The 18,661-nt window shown below is 64.9% G+C and carries 15 protein-coding genes and 1 tRNA gene; 14 read left to right on the top strand and 2 right to left on the bottom strand.

Going from position 1 to position 18,661, the window contains the following annotated elements; translation table 11 throughout:
• The first annotated feature begins 21 nt into the window (after positions 1 to 21).
• The 3 genes from ACWKV7_RS06145 to ACWKV7_RS23725 all read left to right on the top strand — a co-directional run bounded on the left by ACWKV7_RS06145 (position 22) and on the right by ACWKV7_RS23725 (position 4,624).
• Positions 22 to 1,209, top strand: coding sequence for an ATP phosphoribosyltransferase regulatory subunit (locus ACWKV7_RS06145; protein ID WP_483856770.1), 1,188 nt, complete (start codon positions 22 to 24; stop codon positions 1,207 to 1,209).
• Positions 1,210 to 1,264: 55 nt separating this feature from the next.
• Positions 1,265 to 2,560 (top strand): adenylosuccinate synthase, encoded by a 1,296-nt coding sequence (locus tag ACWKV7_RS06140; protein ID WP_483856769.1) that lies wholly within the window; start codon positions 1,265 to 1,267, stop codon positions 2,558 to 2,560.
• A 129-nt stretch (positions 2,561 to 2,689) separates the two neighbouring features.
• The gene (locus ACWKV7_RS23725; protein WP_487249195.1) at positions 2,690 to 4,624 is read left to right on the top strand and encodes a methyl-accepting chemotaxis protein; all 1,935 of its coding nucleotides are present in this window, start codon (positions 2,690 to 2,692) and stop codon (positions 4,622 to 4,624) included.
• A 109-nt stretch (positions 4,625 to 4,733) separates the two neighbouring features.
• Here ACWKV7_RS23725 and ACWKV7_RS06125 read toward each other — a convergent pair.
• Positions 4,734 to 4,820, bottom strand: a tRNA-Leu gene (locus tag ACWKV7_RS06125).
• Positions 4,821 to 5,028: 208 nt separating this feature from the next.
• Here ACWKV7_RS06125 and rnr point away from each other — a divergent pair.
• The 8 genes from rnr (at position 5,029) to alr (ending at position 13,293) form a co-directional block, all read left to right on the top strand.
• Positions 5,029 to 7,617 (top strand): ribonuclease R, encoded by a 2,589-nt coding sequence (gene rnr / locus ACWKV7_RS06120; protein WP_483856768.1) that lies wholly within the window; start codon positions 5,029 to 5,031, stop codon positions 7,615 to 7,617.
• Complete coding sequence (gene rlmB / locus ACWKV7_RS06115) at positions 7,614 to 8,369, top strand: 23S rRNA (guanosine(2251)-2'-O)-methyltransferase RlmB (protein WP_483856767.1); 756 nt, start codon at positions 7,614 to 7,616, stop codon at positions 8,367 to 8,369. Before rnr ends, rlmB begins: the two co-directional genes overlap by 4 nt.
• Before the next feature lie 209 nt (positions 8,370 to 8,578).
• The gene (gene rpsF, locus ACWKV7_RS06110; RefSeq protein WP_483856766.1) at positions 8,579 to 8,995 is read left to right on the top strand and encodes a 30S ribosomal protein S6; all 417 of its coding nucleotides are present in this window, start codon (positions 8,579 to 8,581) and stop codon (positions 8,993 to 8,995) included.
• Between the two features lie 27 nt (positions 8,996 to 9,022).
• Entirely contained in the window at positions 9,023 to 9,253 is a 231-nt protein-coding gene (gene rpsR / locus ACWKV7_RS06105; protein WP_483856765.1) for a 30S ribosomal protein S18, read from the top strand.
• Between the two features lie 35 nt (positions 9,254 to 9,288).
• Positions 9,289 to 10,170 carry a hypothetical protein gene (locus ACWKV7_RS06100; protein ID WP_483856764.1) on the top strand — a complete coding sequence of 294 codons (882 nt, stop codon included), beginning with the start codon at positions 9,289 to 9,291 and terminating at the stop codon, positions 10,168 to 10,170.
• A gap of 21 nt (positions 10,171 to 10,191) precedes the next feature.
• Positions 10,192 to 10,638: a 50S ribosomal protein L9 gene (gene rplI, locus ACWKV7_RS06095; protein WP_483856763.1), complete on the top strand. Its 447-nt coding sequence runs from the start codon at positions 10,192 to 10,194 to the stop codon at positions 10,636 to 10,638.
• Between the two features lie 109 nt (positions 10,639 to 10,747).
• Complete coding sequence (gene dnaB, locus ACWKV7_RS06090; protein WP_483856762.1) at positions 10,748 to 12,142, top strand: replicative DNA helicase; 1,395 nt, start codon at positions 10,748 to 10,750, stop codon at positions 12,140 to 12,142.
• A gap of 74 nt (positions 12,143 to 12,216) precedes the next feature.
• Entirely contained in the window at positions 12,217 to 13,293 is a 1,077-nt protein-coding gene (gene alr / locus ACWKV7_RS06085; protein ID WP_483856761.1) for an alanine racemase, read from the top strand.
• A gap of 19 nt (positions 13,294 to 13,312) precedes the next feature.
• Here alr and ACWKV7_RS06080 read toward each other — a convergent pair whose 3' ends face one another.
• Entirely contained in the window at positions 13,313 to 15,166 is a 1,854-nt protein-coding gene (locus ACWKV7_RS06080) for a diguanylate cyclase domain-containing protein (RefSeq protein WP_483856760.1), read from the bottom strand.
• Positions 15,167 to 15,408: 242 nt separating this feature from the next.
• Here ACWKV7_RS06080 and ACWKV7_RS06075 point away from each other — a divergent pair, with 242 nt between their 5' ends.
• From ACWKV7_RS06075 to ACWKV7_RS06065, 3 genes are all read left to right on the top strand, one after another.
• Positions 15,409 to 17,703 carry a YgiQ family radical SAM protein gene (locus tag ACWKV7_RS06075; protein ID WP_483856759.1) on the top strand — a complete coding sequence of 765 codons (2,295 nt, stop codon included), beginning with the start codon at positions 15,409 to 15,411 and terminating at the stop codon, positions 17,701 to 17,703.
• 155 nt (positions 17,704 to 17,858) lie between these two features.
• Positions 17,859 to 18,164, top strand: coding sequence for a hypothetical protein (locus ACWKV7_RS06070; protein ID WP_483856758.1), 306 nt, complete (start codon positions 17,859 to 17,861; stop codon positions 18,162 to 18,164).
• Between the two features lie 16 nt (positions 18,165 to 18,180).
• Entirely contained in the window at positions 18,181 to 18,636 is a 456-nt protein-coding gene (locus tag ACWKV7_RS06065) for a hypothetical protein (RefSeq protein ID WP_483856757.1), read from the top strand.
• Positions 18,637 to 18,661: the final 25 nt, after the last annotated feature.

Here is an 18,661-nt window from a genome sequence, read left to right as displayed (position 1 = left end):
CCGAGCAAGAGGAAAGGCGTAATGGCAACGGTAGACCGCTGGCTGCTGCCAGATGGCATCGAGGAAGTTCTGCCGCCGGAAGCGGCGCGCATCGAGGCGGCGCGCCGCCGGGTGCTGGACCTGTTCCAGCGCTGGGGCTATGAGCTGGTGATCACCCCGCATATCGAATATCTCGAATCCCTGCTTACCGGCGCCGGCCAGGATCTGGACCTGCGCACATTCAAGGTGACCGATCCCAACTCCGGCCGGCTGATGGGTTTTCGCGCCGACATCACGCCGCAGGTCGCCCGTATCGACGCGCATACGCTGCGCCGCCAGGGGCCCAGCCGCCTCTGCTATGCGGGTAGCGTGCTGCACGCGCGGCCGCGTGCGTTGTCCACCTCGCGCAGCCCGATCCAGTTGGGTGCCGAGCTCTACGGCGACGCCAGCCCGGCCAGCGACGTCGAGGTCATCAGTCTGATGCTGGAGACCCTCGAATTGGCGCGGGTGCCGGACGTGCACATGGATCTCGGTCATGTCGGCATCTACCGGGGCCTGGCGCAAGCCGCCGGGTTGTCCGGGGATGCCGAGCAACTCTTGTTCGATGCGCTGCAGCGCAAGGCCACCGACGAGATAGCCGAGCTGACCGCGTCGCTGCCAAAGACGCTGGCCATCATGCTGCGCGCGTTGGCGGAGCTGTGCGGCGGTCGCGAGGTGCTCGATCTGGCGCAGGCCGCACTGGTGGAGGCACCAGCCCAGGTGCATGCCGCGTTGGACGAGTTGATCGCCATTGCCGACGCCCTGAGCCTGCGCTATCCGGAGCTCCCGCTATATTTCGACCTTGGCGAGTTGCGGGGTTACCACTATCACACCGGAGTGGTGTTTGCCGCGTTCGTGCCGGGTGTGGGCCAGTCGATCGCCCAGGGCGGTCGCTATGACGATATCGGCGCGGACTTCGGCCGGGCCCGCCCGGCGACCGGTTTTTCCACCGATCTGAAGAGCCTGGTGAGTCTCGGCAGCCTGGAGCTGGTCGAAGCTGACGCGGGTGTCTGGGCACCGGACAGCCACGACCTGTTGCTCTGGCAGGTGGTTCAACGGCTGCGCCGCGAGGGCGAGCGAGTGGTCCAGGCGCTGCCCGGACAAGAGTTAACGGACGCGCGCGAGGCAGGCTGCGATCGGCAGTTGGTGCAGCGCGAGGGTTCCTGGCAGGTGACGCCGCTGGCGTCCTGAGTATTCCGTCGGCCGAGGGCCGGCACCGAGCTTCCGCGATTAGAGGACAAGCGTTATGGGTAAGAATGTCGTGGTCCTGGGCACCCAGTGGGGTGATGAGGGCAAGGGCAAGATCGTCGACCTGCTCACCGACCAGGCTGCCGCCGTGGTGCGCTACCAGGGTGGCCACAATGCTGGCCACACTTTGGTGATCGAGGGCGAGAAAACCGTGCTGCACCTGATCCCCTCGGGCATCCTGCGCGAGGGCGTGCAGTGCCTGATCGGCAACGGTGTGGTGCTGGCGCCGGACGCGCTGATGCGCGAGATCGCCAAGCTGGAGGAGAAGGGCGTGCCGGTGCGCGAGCGCCTGCGTATCAGTCCGGCTTGCCCGCTGATCCTGTCCTATCACGTGGCCTTGGACCTTGCCCGCGAAAAGGCCAGGGGCGACGCCAAGATCGGCACCACAGGTCGTGGCATCGGCCCGGCCTACGAGGACAAGGTGGCGCGCCGCGGCCTGCGCGTCGGCGACCTGTTCCACCGTGAGCGCTTCGCCGCCAAGCTGGGCGAGATCCTCGACTACCACAACTTCGCCTTGCAGCATTACTACAAGGAGCCGGCCATCGACTTCCAGAAGACTCTGGACGAGGCCATGGGCTATGCCGAACAGCTCAAGCCGCTGATGCTGGACGTCACTGCGCGCCTGCACGAGCTGCGCCGCGAAGGCGCCGACATCATGTTCGAGGGCGCCCAGGGCTCACTGCTGGACATCGACCATGGGACCTATCCCTACGTCACCAGCTCCAACACCACCGCCGGCGGTACCGCCACCGGTTCCGGCTTCGGTCCGCTGTACCTGGACTATGTGCTGGGCATCACCAAGGCCTACACCACCCGGGTCGGCTCCGGTCCGTTCCCCACCGAGCTGTTCGACGACGTCGGCGCATTCCTCGCCAAGCGCGGTCATGAGTTCGGCGCGACCACGGGCCGCGCCCGGCGCTGCGGTTGGTTCGATGCGGTGATCCTGCGTCGCGCCATCGAGATCAACAGCATCTCCGGCCTGTGCCTGACCAAGCTCGACGTGCTCGATGGGCTGGACACCATTCGCATCTGCGTCGGCTACAAGGACCACAACGGCGAGGTGCTGGTCGATGCGCCGACCGATGCCGACAGCTACATCGGCCTGCAGCCGGTGTATGAGGAAGTGCCGGGCTGGAGCGAGTCGACCCTTGGGGCGAAGAGCCTGGACGAGCTGCCGGCCAATGCGCGCGCCTACATCAAGCGCGTAGAAGAGTTGGTCGGTGCGCCGATCGACATCATTTCCACCGGTCCGGATCGCATCGAGACCATCATCCTGCGCCACCCGTTCGGCTGATCGGGGCTGTCGCCGGGCAAAGGGTCGCGCAAGCGGCCCTTTTTCTTTTCGGGCACGGTGCAGGCTTTGCGCTATATAAATCCCAGAAGTCGCCGTTATACCGGTAACGGTCGTTGAGGAGTGCCTGCCGTGTCTGCCGTCCTTTCGCTATTGCGTAGCCGCCTGCTGCTGCCGGTTTTCGTTGCCTTGGGTGTTGCCTTGCTGGTCCAGGTGCTGGTTGCCGTGGCCCTGACCCGGGGTACGGTGGCGGTACTGGTGGCGGATATCGACCAGCGCCTGGGAGCGGATAGCCAGCGCCTGGGCGGTGAGCTGGAGCAGGCCGGGAGGGAGGTGCGGGGCGGCCTGGAGGGTCTTTCCACGCGGGCTCGCGAGCGGCTCGGCTCCGGCCTGTCGACTCGCCTGGAGAACGAGCAGGCACAGCTGCGCGGCGTACTCGAGCGCAACCTTACCCAGTCGGCCGATGAGCTGGCCGGGTTGCTCGCGGCGGTGGCGCCCAAGGCCATCTGGGATAGCGACGTGCCGGCGCTTACCGAGCTGGTACGCATGGCGCATCGCAACCCGGCGATACTCTTCGTGGTGTATTCCGATGCCAATGGCGAGCGCCTGACGCGCCACCTCAATCGCCAGGACCCGCGTGTGCAGGCGCTGTTGGAGAAGGGGGAGGGGCGCGGTGCGCTGGACAAGGTGATCGACGCGGCGCGCAAGGATTCCGGTGTCTACCTCGCCGAGGCGGCCGTCAGCCCGATGGGGTCGGAGATCGGCAAGGTGTTGCTGGGTATCTCCACGGCGGCGGTTGACGAGGAGCTGGCGGCGCTGGACAAGCGCTTCGCCGGCTTGATCGTGGATGCCGGTCAGCTGGTGTCTGAGGTGTTGAGCAGTGCTGCGGCCGACAGTGGCGCGGCACTGGATGCGCGGCTCGGGGCGGCCCGCCAGGCAGCGGCTGGCATGGCGACGAACAGTCGTGCGGCGGTGGAAAAGGCGGCCGATGGGCTGCGTTGGAACATCGGCTTGAGCCTGGTGCTGGTGGGGTTGGGCGTGCTGTTGGTGGTGGCGCTGGTGCTCGGTCGGCGGGTGCTCAGCAAGATCCGACTGCTGATCGTCGCCCTGGATGATCTGGCGGCCGGAGAGGGTGACCTGACTCGGCGCATCGAGCTGAATAGTCGCGACGAGCTTGGCGACATGGCGGCGGCGGTCAACCGCTTCGTTGCCAAATTGCAGCCGATCGTGCGCGAAGCGGGCGAGGTGGCCGAACGTACCGAGGAGGAGATCCGTGGCTTGGCCAGTCGCAGTGCGGCAGCGGAGTCGGCGGCCGGACGCCAGCGCGATGAAGTGGCGGGCAGTTTGCAGGCGCTGGCGGCGATGGCCGAGGATGCCCAGGCCGAAAGCCAGGCCATGCAGTCGGCGCTGCAGCGGGTCGGGGCCATTCGCCAGGCGGCCCATGACAACGCGGCAATCGCGGCCCGCGTCAGTGCGCTGATCGAGGAACTGGCGGCCAGCGTGCAGTCCGGCACGTCGGTGATCGAGCGGCTGGCGCGGCAGAGCGAGGAGGTCGAGGTAGTGCTGACGGTGATTCACGGTATCGCCGAGCAGACCAACCTGCTGGCGCTGAATGCAGCGATCGAGGCGGCGCGCGCGGGAGAGAGCGGGCGCGGCTTCGCCGTGGTGGCCGACGAGGTGCGGGCGCTGGCGAGCAAGACCCAGCAGTCCACCGGCGACATCAAGGCGCATATCGCTGCGTTGCAGCAAGGTGCTCGGGAAGCGGTGGAAGCTATCGGCCAGGCTGGGGCGCGGGCCGAGCAGGGGCAGGGGGCGCTGCGTGAAAGCGCGCGTCTGCAGCAGTCGGTCCAGGAGGCGGTGGACGAGGTGCATGGCGCCATCAACGCGGCGACCCAGGCCTCCGAACACCAGGCCGAAGGTGCTGACAAGGTGCGTGGCAGGGTCGAGGTCATCCATAGCGAGGCGCAACGGGCGGCCGAGGCGGTAGCGGCGACGGCGGCCAGCGGGCGAGTGCTGCAGGGGTTGGTGGCGCAGTTGAAGGCAAGTCTGGGGCAATTCCGCGTATAGGGCGGAAGTGCGGGAAAAGGGCTGCAGGCCCTTTCTCGCCCTAGGGTAGAAAAATTTGCAGAAACGGAAAAAACAAAACCGAGCCATTGGCTCGGTTTTGTCTGGAATTTGGTGCCCAGGAGAAGACTCGAACTTCCACGGTGTTGCCACCGCTAGGACCTGAACCTAGTGCGTCTACCAATTCCGCCACCTGGGCATTGAGTTCGATGATTGCTCATCTATTCTCAACTCAACAACGTTTGCCGTCGTTGTGGGGGCGCACTATACGGATCGAGTTTTAGCTTGTAAACCCCTGTTGTTGAAAAAATTTTATTCCATCCGTCGGGCTGACCGGAGCACCGGTTTCGCGCTTCAATAGGCACCATGGCAATCATTCCAGATCAAGACAAGGTGAATTCCCTCTAATGGCCGACTGGCAATCCCTCGACCCCGAGGCCGCCCGCGAGGCGGAAAAGTACGAAAACCCCATTCCCAGCCGCGAGCTGATTCTCCAGCATCTCGCCGAGCGCGGCTCTCCTGCCAGCCGCGAGCAACTGGTCGACGAGTTCAAGCTGACCACCGAGGATCAGCTCGAGGCCCTGCGCCGCCGCCTGCGGGCGATGGAGCGCGACGGCCAACTGATCTACACCCGCCGCGGCGCCTATGCACCGGTGGACAAACTGGACCTGATCCTCGGTCGCATCAGCGGCCACCGCGACGGTTTCGGCTTCCTGATCCCCGATGACGGCAGCGACGACCTGTTCCTCAGCCCGGCGCAGATGCGCCTGGTCTTCGATGGTGACCGTGCGCTGGCGCGGGTGGCCGGCCTGGATCGTCGCGGTCGTCGCGAGGGCTCCATCGTCGAGGTCATCTCCCGCGCCCACGAGACCATCGTCGGCCGCTACTACGAAGAGGGCGGCATCGGTTTCGTCGAGGCCGACAACCCGAAGATCCAGCAGGAAGTGTTGGTCACCCCCGGGCGCACCGCCGGGGCGAAGATCGGCCAGTTCGTCGAAGTGAAGATCACCCATTGGCCGACGCCGCGCTTCCAGCCCCAGGGCGATATCGTCGAAGTGATCGGCAACTACATGGCGCCGGGCATGGAGATCGACGTGGCCCTGCGCAGCTACGACATTCCCCATGTCTGGCCGCAAGCGGTGGTGGACGAGGCGCACCTGCTCAAGCCGGAGGTGGAGGAGAAGGACAAGCAGAAGCGCGTCGACCTGCGCGAGCTGCCCTTTGTCACCATCGACGGTGAGGATGCGCGCGACTTCGACGATGCGGTGTATTGCGAGAAGGTCGGCTGGGGGCCGTTCTCCGGCGGCTACCGGTTGTATGTCGCGATTGCCGACGTGTCCCACTACGTGAAGGTCGGCTCGGCGCTGGACGAAGAGGCGAAGAACCGCGGCAACTCGGTGTACTTCCCCGAGCGGGTGGTGCCGATGCTGCCGGAAGAGCTGTCCAATGGCCTGTGCTCGCTGAATCCCCACGTCGACCGGTTGGCGATGGTCTGCGAGATGACCATTGCCAAGAACGGCAAGCTCACGGACTACCAGTTCTACGAGGCGGTGATCCACTCCCATGCGCGGCTGACCTATAACAAGGTCAGCGCCATGCTCGAGCAGCCGAAGAGCTCCGAGGGCAAGCAGCTGTGCGGCGAATACGCCGAGGTGCTACCGCACCTCAAGCAGCTCTATGCGCTGTACAAAATCCTGCTCAAGGCGCGCCATGTGCGCGGCGCCATCGATTTCGAGACCCAGGAAACCCGGATCATCTTCGGCAGTGGGCGCAAGATCGCCGAGATCAAGCCGACCCAGCGCAACGACGCCCACAAGCTGATCGAGGAGTGCATGCTGGCGGCCAACGTGGCCACTGCGGCCTTCATGCAGAAGCATGAGATTCCCTCGCTCTACCGTGTGCATGACGGTCCGCCGCCGGAGCGCCTGGAGAAGCTCAAGGGCTTCCTTGGCGAGCTGGGTCTGAGCCTGCACCGCAGCAAGGACGGCCCGACGCCGAAGGACTACCAGAAGCTGCTGGAAACCATCCAGGATCGCCCGGACTACCATCTGATCCAGACGGTGATGCTGCGCTCGCTGAGCCAGGCGGTGTACAGCGCGGAGAACAATGGCCATTTCGGTCTCAACTACGAGGCCTACACCCACTTCACCTCGCCGATTCGCCGCTATCCCGACCTGCTGGTGCATCGCGCCATTCGCAGCGTGATCCGCTCCAAGCGCGAGACGCCGCACGTGCGGCGTGCCGGTGCTGCGAGCATGGCCAAGGCGCGCATCTACCCCTATGACGAGCCGGCTCTGGAGCAGCTCGGCGAGCAATGCTCGATGACCGAGCGGCGCGCCGACGAGGCAACCCGCGATGTGGTCAACTGGCTGAAGTGCGAGTTCATGCAGGACCGCGTCGGCGAAACCTTCGATGGCGTGATCACCGCGGTGACCGGGTTCGGCATTTTCGTCGAGCTGAAGGACATCTACGTCGAGGGTCTGGTGCATGTCACCGGCCTGCCGGGCGACTACTACCACTTCGATCCGGTGCACCACCGCCTGTCCGGTGAGCGCAGCGGACGCAGCTTCCGCCTCGGTGACAGCGTTTCGGTCAAGGTCATGCGGGTCGACCTGGACGAGCGCAAGATCGACTTCGAACTGACGGATAGCCAGCTCGCCCAGCCGGTCGGCCGCAAGAAGCGCGGCGAGCGCGCGCCGCTGGAAGAGCGCACCAAGGGCCGCGGTAAGCGTGGCGACAGCCCTGTCGCGCCGTCGCGGGCCAAGGCTGGCAAGGGTGGCAAGGGGGCCAAGTCGCTGCCGCCGGTGGCGCCGGAGCTGCTGGAGCAGGCCGAAGGAATGCTCGGCAATACCGATGTGAAAAAGAGCCGTGCCATCAAGCAGTCGCTGCTATCCGGGGCCAAGGCCGGCAAGTCGGCCGGTAAGCCTGCGGCTGGCAAGGGCGCAGCCAAACCCAAGGCGGCCGGTGCGGCCCGTAAGCGCAAGACCAAATCATGAGTGACCTGGAAAAAGTCTACGGCGTGCATGCCGTCGAGGCGCTGCTGCGCCATCATCCGAAGCGGGTCAAGCAGCTGTGGCTGGCCGAGAGCCGGCACGATCCGCGGATGCAGCAACTGGTCGAGCTGGCCCAGCAGGCGCGGGTGACCGTCGGCCAGCGCGATCGGCGCGAGTTGGACGAGTGGGCAGGCGAGGGTGTGCACCAGGGTGTGGTGGCGGAAGTCAGCCCCAGCCAGGTGTGGGGCGAGGCCATGCTCGACGAGTTGCTCGACCGCACTTCCGGTCCGCCGTTGCTGCTGGTGCTCGACGGCGTGACCGATCCGCACAACCTTGGTGCCTGCCTGCGCACCGCTGACGCTGCCGGGGCACTGGCGGTAATCGTACCCAAGGACAAGTCGGCCACGCTCAATGCCACGGTGCGCAAGGTCGCCTGCGGTGCCGCTGAAGTGATTCCGCTGGTGGCGGTGACCAACCTCGCGCGCACCCTGGAGAAGCTGCAGAAGCGCGGCCTTTGGATCGTCGGCACCGCCGGCGAGGCGGAGCAGGAGTTGTACCAGCAGGACCTCAGTGGCCCGATCGTGCTGGTCATGGGCGCAGAGGGCAAAGGCATGCGTCGGCTGACCCGCGAGCATTGCGACTACCTGGTAAAGCTGCCGATGGCCGGTAGCGTCAGCAGCCTGAACGTCTCGGTGGCTACCGGTGTCTGCCTGTTCGAAGCCGTGCGTCAGCGTGGTGCGAGGCCCGGGGCTTGAGCGTCAGCCGGACGGGCCTCGGTTGGCCGGGGTTGGGGTTGCTCAAATAATCGCCAATTACCTTGCTTCCCGGTCGGCCCTTCTCTAGAATTGCGCCCCTTGTCCGGTGGGCGGTGCTCGCGCATTGCCCGGCTCGGCAAGAAAAAAACGAGAAACTCACTCCTTGCCTGATCGCCCTGGCGGCAGGCTGCAACCCGTAAGGAGCATTTATGCGTCATTACGAAATCGTGTTTCTGGTTCATCCGGACCAGAGCGAACAAGTCGGCGGCATGGTCGAGCGTTACACCAAGCTGATCGAAGAAGACGGCGGCAAGATCCACCGTCTGGAAGACTGGGGCCGTCGTCAGCTGGCCTACGCCATCAACAACGTTCACAAAGCCCACTACGTGATGCTGAACGTCGAGTGCAGCGGCAAGGCACTGGCCGAGCTGGAAGACAACTTCCGCTACAACGACGCCGTGATCCGTAACCTGGTCATCCGCCGCGACGAAGCCGTTACCGGCCAGTCCGAGATGCTCAAAGCCGAAGAAAACCGCAGCGAGCGCCGTGAGCGTCGTGATCGCGTTGAAACTGACGGCGCCAACGATGGCGACGACAGCGACAACAGCGACAACGCTGACGAGTAATCCCGGATCAATTGAGGAGCCAAGTCCATGGCACGTTTTTTCCGTCGTCGTAAGTTCTGCCGTTTCACCGCTGAAGGCGTGAAAGAGATCGACTACAAAGATCTCAACACCCTGAAAGCCTACATCTCGGAAACCGGCAAGATCGTTCCCAGCCGCATCACCGGGACCAAAGCCAAGTATCAGCGTCAGCTGGCCACCGCTATCAAGCGCGCCCGCTACCTGGCCCTGCTGCCCTACACCGACAGCCACGGCCGTTAAGACCGGACGTCGACAAGCAGTAAGGGATAGATCGCATGCGCGCCTTGGCTGAGTTCATCATGCGCGGCCGCATGCAGGCCACTCTGGTAGTGGTCGGCTCCGCGGCAGTGCCGCTGTTGTTCTGGTTGAGTGCCGCCGCTGGCAGCCTGGTTTTGCTGCGGCGTGGCGCGAACGATGCGCTGAGCATCGTCGTCTGGGCGCTGCTGCCGGCGCTCGGCTGGTGGTACTTCGGCGAGCCACGCACCGCGCTGGTGTTGTTCGGTGCGCTGGGGTTGGCGCTGTTGCTGCGAGCCAACCAGCCGTGGAGTCGGGTGTTACTGGCGAGTGTGGTTGTAGGCGTTGTCTACAGCCTGGTGCTCGGGAGTGTGTTCGGCGAGTTGCTCGACGCCACTGCAGCGGAGCTGAACAAGCTCATGCCGCAGGTGCTCGATGGGGTTTACCAGCAGATGTCCGAGCAAGAACGGACACGGCTGGGCGACCTGCTGGTGCCGGTATTGACCGGTCTGTTGGCATCGCTGCTGCAGATCGTCAGCGTGTTGAGCCTCATGCTCGGACGCTACTGGCAGGCAGAGTTGTACAATCCGGGCGGTTTTGGCCGAGAGTTCCGCGCGCTGCGGCTGCCGATGGCAGTGGCGATGCTGCTGCTAGCGGCCATACTGCTAGGCCCCAACCTGGGGCCGCAGGTGGCGATATTGGCGCCGCTTTGCAGTGTGCCGCTGGCGTTTGCCGGTCTGGCGTTGCTGCACGGATTGGGCTTGGCCCGGTTCTGGCTGGTAGGGCTCTACGTCGTGCTATTGCTGTTCATGCAGCTGATCTATCCGTTATTGGTGGTGTTGGCCATTGTCGACAGCCTGTTTGATTTCCGCGGACGCCTGGCGCGCAAGAACGGCTCCGGTCCCGCGGACGGTGAAGGTTAAAAGTTAAGAGGTAAGACCCAAATGGAAGTCATCCTGCTGGAAAAAATCGCCAACCTGGGCAACCTGGGCGACAAAGTGAACGTTCGTGCCGGTTACGGCCGTAACTTCCTGCTGCCGCAAGGCAAGGCCACCGCCGCTACCGCCGAGAACGTTGCTGCGTTCGAAGCGCGTCGCGCCGAGCTGGAGAAAATTGCCGCCGAGAAGAAGGCTTCTGCCGAAACTCGCGCTGCGCAACTGGCTGAGCTGGAAGTCACTATCACCGCTACCGCGGGCGATGAGGGCAAGCTGTTCGGTTCCATCGGCACCCACGACATCGCCGACGCCCTGACCGCCTCCGGCGTGGAAGTGGCCAAGAGCGAAGTCCGTCTGCCCAACGGCACCATCCGCCAGACCGGCGAGTACGACGTAGCCGTGCACCTGCACACCGACGTCGAAGCTACCGTTAAGGTGATCGTGGTCGCTGCCTAAGCCGACCGCCAGGCGGGCTTGCGCTCAGGTGCGAGCCCGCTAAGATTCGGGCACGATCCGCGCGAGCGGTTCGTGCCCGTTGTCTTTCTGCAGTCCCGAATTCCTAGCCATGAACGACATCAGCGTCCCCGAGCAATACGACCTGCAAACCGCTGCACTCAAGGTGCCGCCGCACTCCATCGAGGCCGAGCAGGCCGTGCTGGGCGGACTGATGCTGGACAACAATGCCTGGGAGCGGGTGCTCGATCAGGTGTCCGATGGCGACTTCTACCGCCATGACCACCGGTTGATCTTCCGCGCCATCTATACGCTGGCCGAGCGCAATCACCCGTTCGACGTGGTGACCCTGTCCGAGCAACTGGACAAGGAAGGCCAGCTGTCACAGGTCGGCGGCCTGGCCTATCTCGGCGAGCTGGCGAAGAACACGCCGTCGGTGGCCAACATCAAGGCATACGCGCAGATCATTCGCGAGCGCGCCACCCTGCGCCAACTGATCGGCATCAGCAACGAGATCGCCGACAGCGCCTATGCGCCGCAGGGCCGTACCGGCGAAGAGATTCTCGACGAAGCCGAGCGGTTGATCTTCCAGATCGCCGAGGCGCGGCCGAAGACCGGTGGCCCGGTGGGCATCAACGACATCCTGGTCAAGGCCATCGATCGCATCGACTCGCTGTTCAACGCGGGCGACGCCATCACCGGCCTGTCCACCGGCTTCACCGACCTGGACAACCTGACCAGCGGCTTGCAGCCGGCCGACATGATCATCGTCGCCGGCCGTCCGTCCATGGGTAAGACCACCTTCGCCATGAACCTGGTGGAGAACGCGCTTATGCGCAGCGACAAGGCGATCCTGGTTTATTCGCTGGAAATGCCGTCGGAATCCATCGTCATTCGTATGCTCGCCTCGCTGGGGCGCATCGACCAGACCAAGGTGCGTGCCGGTCGCCTGGACGACGACGATTGGCCGCGCCTGACCTCGGCGGTCAACCTGCTCAACGACCGCAAGCTGTTCATCGACGATACCGCCGGCATCTCGCCGTCGGAAATGCGTGCGCGTACCCGCCGCCTGGCCCGCGAGCACGGCGAGATCGGCCTGATCATGGTCGACTACCTGCAACTGATGCAGATTCCCGGTTCCAGCGGCGACAACCGGGTCAACGAGATCTCCGAGATCTCCCGCTCGCTCAAGGCCCTGGCCAAGGAGTTCAATTGTCCGGTGATCGCCCTGTCGCAGCTTAACCGCGGCCTGGAGCAGCGCCCGAACAAGCGCCCGATCAACTCCGACCTTCGCGAATCCGGGGCCATCGAGCAGGACGCCGATATCATCCTGTTCGTCTACCGGGACGAGGTGTACCACCCGGAGACCGAGTACAAGGGCGTCGCCGAAATCATCATCGGCAAGCAGCGGAACGGTCCGCTGGGTACCGCGCGGCTGGCCTTCCTCGGCAAATACTCGCGTTTCGAGAACCTGGCGCCCGGCGCCTACAACTTCGAAGACGAATAAACCGTCGTGGATCAATGAAAGCGGGCGCCCAGGGGTTAACATGGGCGCCCGTTTTCGTTTCCAGGATTCGCCGTATGCGTCCCCTCGCCGCCACCATCGATCTGGCCGCCATTCGCCATAACCTCGCTGTCGCCAAGCGCTGCGCGCCCGGCCGCAAGGCGTTTGCCGTGGTCAAGGCGAATGCCTATGGGCACGGCGTGCGCGAGGTGGTCACGGCGCTGCACGACGACGCCGACGGTTTCGCAGTGGCGAGCCTGGAGGAGGCGGCCGAGGTGCGCGCCCTGCATGGCGAGGCGCGCATCCTGCTGCTCGAAGGCTGCTTCGACGCCGCGGAGCTGCCGCTCGCCGCCCAGTTGGGGCTGGACGTGGTGGTTCACAGCAACGAGCAGGCCGAAGCGCTGCTGGCTGCCCCGCCAGCGCGACCGCTGCGTGTCTGGCTGAAGCTCGACAGCGGCATGCACCGGCTGGGCTTCGGCCCTGCCGAGATTCGCCAGTGGTATGGACGGCTGGCGGGTTCGGCCATGGTGGCCGAGGTCAATTTGCTTAGCCACTTCGCCTGCGCCGACGAGCGCGGCCATGAGATGACCGAGGCGCAGCTGGAAGCCTTTCTCGATCTGCTGGACCTTGATTTCGTCGAGCGCTCGCTGGCCAACTCGGCGGCGATCCTGACCATCCCGGCGGCCCATATGGATTGGCTGCGGCCGGGCATCATGCTCTACGGCGCCAGCCCCTGCGGCGATCTGACGGCGCGGGAACTCGGCCTGCAACCGGCGATGAGCCTGACTGCGCAGCTGATCGCCGTGCGCGAGGTGCCGGCCGGGGACAGCGTCGGCTATGGCGCGGACTGGTCGGCGCCCCGTCCGTCGCGCATCGGCACCGTCAGTTGCGGGTACGCCGATGGCTATCCGCGCCAGGCCCCGGCCGGAACTCCGGTGCTGATCCGCGGCCAGCGGCTGCCGCTCGCCGGGCGCGTGTCGATGGACATGCTGACGGTGGACCTGACCGACCTCGCCGATGCCAGGGTCGGCGATGCGGTGGAGCTGTGGGGGGCGCAGTTGCCGGTGGATGAGATTGCCCGGGCGTGCGGCACCATCGGTTACGAGTTGCTGAGCAAGGTCACCGCCCGCGTGCCGCGGCGCTATCGCGCCTGAGGATCGCGCTGCCGGCCCGTCAGGCCAGCCCGCTGGATATCTTCAGCACATCCAGGTGCAGGCGCTCGCCGCACGGTTCGGTGTGTTGCCCGTAGAGGCTGATGCCTGAGCGGCCAGCCGCCTTCGCCCGGTACAGCGCCTCGTCTGCCGCCTTGTACAGGCCGGTGAAGTTCTCGGCGTGCTGCGGGTACAGCGCCACGCCGAGGCTGATGGTGACCCGCAGTTGTTCGGTGCCGTAGGTCACCGGCTGTGCCAGTTCGGCCAGCAGGCGCTCGGCGATTTCCTGGGCGCTCCTTTCTGCGTCGGGCCCGCCGATCAGCGCGGCGAACTCATCGCCTCCCAGGCGCGCCACCAAGTCATGGCCGCGCACGTGCTGGCGCAGGCGCTGGGCGATGCAGCGCAGCATCTGGTCGCCGGCGTCGTGCCCGTGCTGGTCGTTGATCGGCTTGAAGTGGTCGAGATCGATCAGCAGCAACGCCATGGATTCGCCGCGCCGTCGGGCACCGCTGAGGGCCGCTTCGGTGTGGTCGATCAGGTAGCGGCGGTTGGGCAGCTCGGTCAGCGAGTCGTGGAAGGCAGCGTGCTGCAATTCCTGCTCGCGCTCCGACAGGCGCCGGTTGGCGGCGGCCAGCTCGGCGGTGCGCTGGTCCACGGCGGCCTGTAGCTCGGCCGCATTGGCCTGGATCAGCGCGAGGCGGGCGCTCTTCTCGCGATCGGCTTGTTGCAGCGCGGCGGCCTTCTCGCGCTTGAGCATCTGGATGCGATAGGCCAGCGCGAAGGAGAACAGGATGGTTTCGGCGGCGACCGACAGTGGGAACATGAAGGTGGTGAAGTTGCCCGGCTGGATGATCCCGGCGGCGCGCAGCACCAGCACCAGTGTGCTGATCAGCACCGCGCTGTAGCCGAGCAGGTAGAAGCGCGCCGGGATGAAGCCCTGGCGCCAGCGGATCGCGGCGCTGACCAGGGCGGTGGGCACGGTGACGATGGGTGTCAGGGCGATCATCAGCGCCCCCTCGGCACGATAGCCGAACGCGTTGATGGCGATCGCGATGAGATACAGCACGCAGCCGGCGTTCAGCAGGCGGTGCGACAGCCGCAGGCTCTTGCGCGTGCCCAGCAGCGACTGGGTGAAGCGCATGACGAAGATGCCCCATAGCGAGGGCAGGGTGACGCGGTCAAGCCAGAACGGTACCGGCCCGTCGGGCCACAGGTACTGAAAGCCGTGCCCGGTCATGCTCATGATGAACACCAGCACGCTGGCGGTGGCCAGCACATACCACAGGTAGGCCGGGTCGCGCAGGGCGAGCAGGATGAACAGGTTGTACAGCAGCAGGGCGAGGATCACGCCATAGATCAGGCCGTAGCCGAGGTTCTCCTGGCTGGCCAGGTGCTGGAGGTCGCCTAATTGCCAGACCTTCAGCGGAAACGAGTTGCCGGCCGGATCGTAGCTGCGAAAGTACAGGGTCAACGGCTCGTCGCTCAACGGCGGCAGGCGGAACAGCATGCGCCGGTAGTCATGGTCGCGGCCGTTGGCGAAGGGGGCGCCCTCGCCGGTTTCGCGCACTTGCCAGCCACCGTTGCCGTCCGGCAGGTAGAGCGTTACCCGGTACACGGTGATGCCGGCGTTCTCCAGCCACCAGTGCGTGGGGGCGTTTGCGGTGCGGTCCAGTTGGACCTTGACCCACCAGGGATTGCGGCTCTGGCCGACACTGGCGCGGCCGTGGGCCGGACGGAAGCGCGCCTGCACGGCGGGGTCGGCCATATCGGCGATGTCCAGCTGACCACCGACATCCTCCAGCAGTTCGATCCGGCCATTGAGGTCTTGGCCGCTGCTCTGTCCATCGAGCTGGATCGGCGTGGCTGCGACTGGCATGCCCAAGGCCGCCAGGCACGCCAGAAGAAACGGAACGAGACGCCGCACGGTTTGCGCTCCCAGGCCCGTGGACTCGGGCGGGTTATTGTTTTGGGCCAGTATAGCGATAAGCCATCACTGGGTCTGTGGGGAAGATCGGCCCGTCCGCACCGGCGCAGATGGCCGAGTGCTGTGGTCGGATTTGCTCATTTTTTGTGCTATATTCCGCGCCCGCGTTTTCCCACGACTTTCCCGGTCCCGCCATGCAAGCAGCCAAGCCGTTGTTCGACTATCCCAAGTACTGGGCCGAGTGTTTCGGACCTGCACCTTTCCTGCCAATGAGCCGGGAGGAGATGGATCAGCTTGGCTGGGATTCCTGCGACATCATCATCGTCACCGGTGACGCTTATGTGGATCATCCGTCGTTCGGCATGGCGATCATCGGTCGCCTGCTGGAGGCCCAGGGCTTTCGCGTCGGCATCATCGCCCAGCCGGACTGGACCAGCAAAGACGACTTCATGAAGCTCGGCGAGCCGAACCTGTTCTTCGGCGTGGCCGCCGGCAACATGGACTCGATGATCAACCGCTACACGGCGGACAAGAAGATCCGTTCGGACGACGCCTACACCCCCGGCGGGCTGGCCGGGAAGCGGCCGGACCGGGCCAGCCTGGTCTACAGCCAGCGCTGCAAGGAAGCCTACAAGCACGTGCCCATCGTACTCGGGGGCATCGAGGCCTCGCTGCGGCGTATTGCGCACTACGACTACTGGCAGGACAAGGTACGCCACTCGATCCTGATCGACGCCTGCGCCGACATACTGCTCTACGGCAACGCCGAGCGCGCTGTGGTGGAGGTTGCCCAGCGCCTGGCCTACGGCGAGAAGATCGAAGACATCACCGATATTCGCGGCACCGCCTTCATCCGCCGCGACACGCCCGAGGGCTGGTTCGAGATCGATTCCACGCGCATCGACCGGCCGGGCAAGATCGACAAGATCATCAACCCCTACGTGAACACCCAGGACACCGCCGCCTGTGCCATCGAGCAGGAGAAAGGGCCCCAGGAGGATCCGAACGAAGCCAAAGTGGTGCAATTGCTGCCGCATCCGCGCCTGGATCGCGCCAAGACGGTGATCCGCCTGCCGTCCTTCGAGAAGGTGCGCAACGACCCGGTGCTCTATGCCCACGCCAACCGCGTGCTGCACCTGGAGACCAATCCGGGTAACGCCCGCGCCCTGGTGCAGAGGCATGGCGAAGTGGACGTCTGGTTCAACCCGCCGCCCATCCCGATGACCACCGAGGAAATGGACTACGTGTTCGGCATGCCCTATGCGCGCGTGCCGCACCCGGCCTATGGCAAGGAGAAGATCCCGGCCTACGAGATGATCCGTTTCTCGGTGAACATCATGCGCGGCTGCTTTGGCGGCTGCACCTTCTGCTCGATTACCGAGCACGAGGGCCGCATCATCCAGAACCGCTCCCACGAGTCGATCCTCAACGAGATCGAGGAAATGCGCGACAAGGTGCCGGGCTTTACCGGGGTCGTATCAGATCTGGGTGGTCCCACCGCCAATATGTACCGCATCGCCTGCAAGGACCCGGAGATCGAGAAGCACTGCCGCAAGCCGTCCTGCGTGTTCCCCGGCATCTGCGAGAACCTCAATACCGACCACAGCTCGCTGATCGAGCTGTACCGCAAGGCGCGCGCCCTGCCGGGCGTGAAGAAGATTCTGATCGCCTCCGGCCTGCGCTACGACCTGGCGGTGGAATCGCCGGAGTACGTCAAGGAGTTGGTTACCCACCACGTCGGCGGCTACCTGAAGATCGCCCCGGAGCACACCGAGCGCGGCCCGCTGGACAAGATGATGAAACCGGGCATCGGCAGTTACGACCGCTTCAAGCAGATGTTCGAGAAGTACTCGAAGGAGGCGGGAAAGGAGCAGTACCTGATCCCGTACTTCATCGCCGCGCATCCCGGCACCACCGACGAGGACATGATGAACCTCGCCCTGTGGCTGAAGAAGAACGGCTTCCGCGCCGATCAGGTGCAGGCTTTCTACCCGTCGCCGATGGCCACCGCCACGGCCATGTACCACTCGGGCAAGAACCCGCTGCGCAAGGTGACCTACAAGAGCGACGGCGTGAAGATCGTCAAGAGCGAACAGCAGCGCCGTCTGCACAAGGCCTTCCTGCGTTACCACGATCCCAAGGGCTGGCCGATGCTGCGCGAGGCATTGGAGCGCATGGGGCGCAGCGACCTGATCGGCAACGGCAAGCATCATCTGATCCCCACCTACCAGCCGCAGACCGACGAGTACCAGAGCGCGCGGCGCAAGAACTCCACGCCGGCCGGCAGCAAGAAGGTCGGGGCCGCCTCGGGCAAGGCCCTGCTGACTCAGCATACCGGCCTGCCGCCGCGCGCTAGCGACGGCAGCAAACCGTGGGACAAGCGCGAGCGGGCCAAGGCCGAAGCGTTCGCCAAGTTGCAGGAGCAGAAGAAGGGCGGCAAGGGCGGCAACGCGGGCAAGAAGAAGCCTCGGCCTGTGGCGCCGCGCTGAGTTTCCGGGCCGTCCCTCGATCCGCATCGCCTTTTGGGCACGGGTTCACTGCGTGATCGGCGTGCTTCTATATCATTGCGTGCTCGCCGGCGATGACGCAGCGCCTGGTTGGTGTCTTGCCCGTCGGCCCGTCATCCTCAATACAAGGACGTTGAATGAAACTCGCAATCGGTGGCGTTGCTGCCAACTTCGTCGTGCTTTGCCTGCTCCTCGCAAGCAATGCCGACCCTTCTTTCGATCAATTCATTCAAATCATGTTCGCACTCTGGGGCGGTTCTTTGCTCGGGCTGGTCCTGTGCCTGAGCGGCCTGCGCAAGCCCGGCGCGATCCTGATCATCATCTGCAGTATCGCGTTCGTGCCACTGGGCATGATCGCCATCATGGGCGCGGCCAGCGTGTTGCGGCCGGCAGCGGAGATCGAGGCGGACCTGGATAAGCGCCGCCAGGCTGCTCGTTCGTAAAGTTAAGGAGCGACCCATGGAAAATCTCACACAAGCCTCCCAGCCAGCGGTTGCGCGCCTGGAGCTTCCGGCTACGCAGCAGACGAACAGCAGCTTTCTGCTGGGCACGATTCTGACCGGGCTGGGCATCCTCTTCCTCGCCGCGCATGGAGGCGTTGGATCCATGGTGCTCGGTATCGGGGTGATGAATCTGCTCATCGCCTTTCTGCGTAAGGACAAACCCTATGTGACCGTTGGGCCTGACTACCTGGGGGTAAGCGGATTCCTGGGTGCGCATGTATTGTTCAGCGAGGTGCAGGGCGTGGAGGAAGGGACCAAGACCATAGCGCTTCATTACCTTCGCCATGGCGATCAGCCAATCGATGCGCGCGTGTTGAAAATCCATCTGGCAACACTGAGTCCCGAGCATCAGAGCCTGCTGATCGAGCGCCTGCGAGCTGCCTTTCCCCAATATTTGGGGAGCACGGAATGATGGCCTTTATCCCCCACGCGTGATC

The organism is Zestomonas ipomoeae, from assembly GCF_057128665.1.
The sequence above is the reverse complement of the archived record's forward strand: the minus strand, read 5'-3'. Positions and strand labels throughout refer to the sequence as shown.

Coding starts and splice junctions, on each gene's coding strand:
- ACWKV7_RS06065 (WP_483856757.1), top strand. CDS start 18,181: ATGGAAAATCTCACACAAGCCTCCCAGCCAGCGGTTGCGCGCCTGGAG.
- rpsR (WP_483856765.1), top strand. CDS start 9,023: ATGGCACGTTTTTTCCGTCGTCGTAAGTTCTGCCGTTTCACCGCTGAA.
- ACWKV7_RS06075 (WP_483856759.1), top strand. CDS start 15,409: ATGCAAGCAGCCAAGCCGTTGTTCGACTATCCCAAGTACTGGGCCGAG.
- ACWKV7_RS06100 (WP_483856764.1), top strand. CDS start 9,289: ATGCGCGCCTTGGCTGAGTTCATCATGCGCGGCCGCATGCAGGCCACT.
- dnaB (WP_483856762.1), top strand. CDS start 10,748: ATGAACGACATCAGCGTCCCCGAGCAATACGACCTGCAAACCGCTGCA.
- rnr (WP_483856768.1), top strand. CDS start 5,029: ATGGCCGACTGGCAATCCCTCGACCCCGAGGCCGCCCGCGAGGCGGAA.
- rpsF (WP_483856766.1), top strand. CDS start 8,579: ATGCGTCATTACGAAATCGTGTTTCTGGTTCATCCGGACCAGAGCGAA.
- rplI (WP_483856763.1), top strand. CDS start 10,192: ATGGAAGTCATCCTGCTGGAAAAAATCGCCAACCTGGGCAACCTGGGC.
- rlmB (WP_483856767.1), top strand. CDS start 7,614: ATGAGTGACCTGGAAAAAGTCTACGGCGTGCATGCCGTCGAGGCGCTG.
- ACWKV7_RS06140 (WP_483856769.1), top strand. CDS start 1,265: ATGGGTAAGAATGTCGTGGTCCTGGGCACCCAGTGGGGTGATGAGGGC.
- ACWKV7_RS06145 (WP_483856770.1), top strand. CDS start 22: ATGGCAACGGTAGACCGCTGGCTGCTGCCAGATGGCATCGAGGAAGTT.
- alr (WP_483856761.1), top strand. CDS start 12,217: ATGCGTCCCCTCGCCGCCACCATCGATCTGGCCGCCATTCGCCATAAC.
- ACWKV7_RS06070 (WP_483856758.1), top strand. CDS start 17,859: ATGAAACTCGCAATCGGTGGCGTTGCTGCCAACTTCGTCGTGCTTTGC.
- ACWKV7_RS06080 (WP_483856760.1), bottom strand. CDS start 15,166: ATGCCAGTCGCAGCCACGCCGATCCAGCTCGATGGACAGAGCAGCGGC.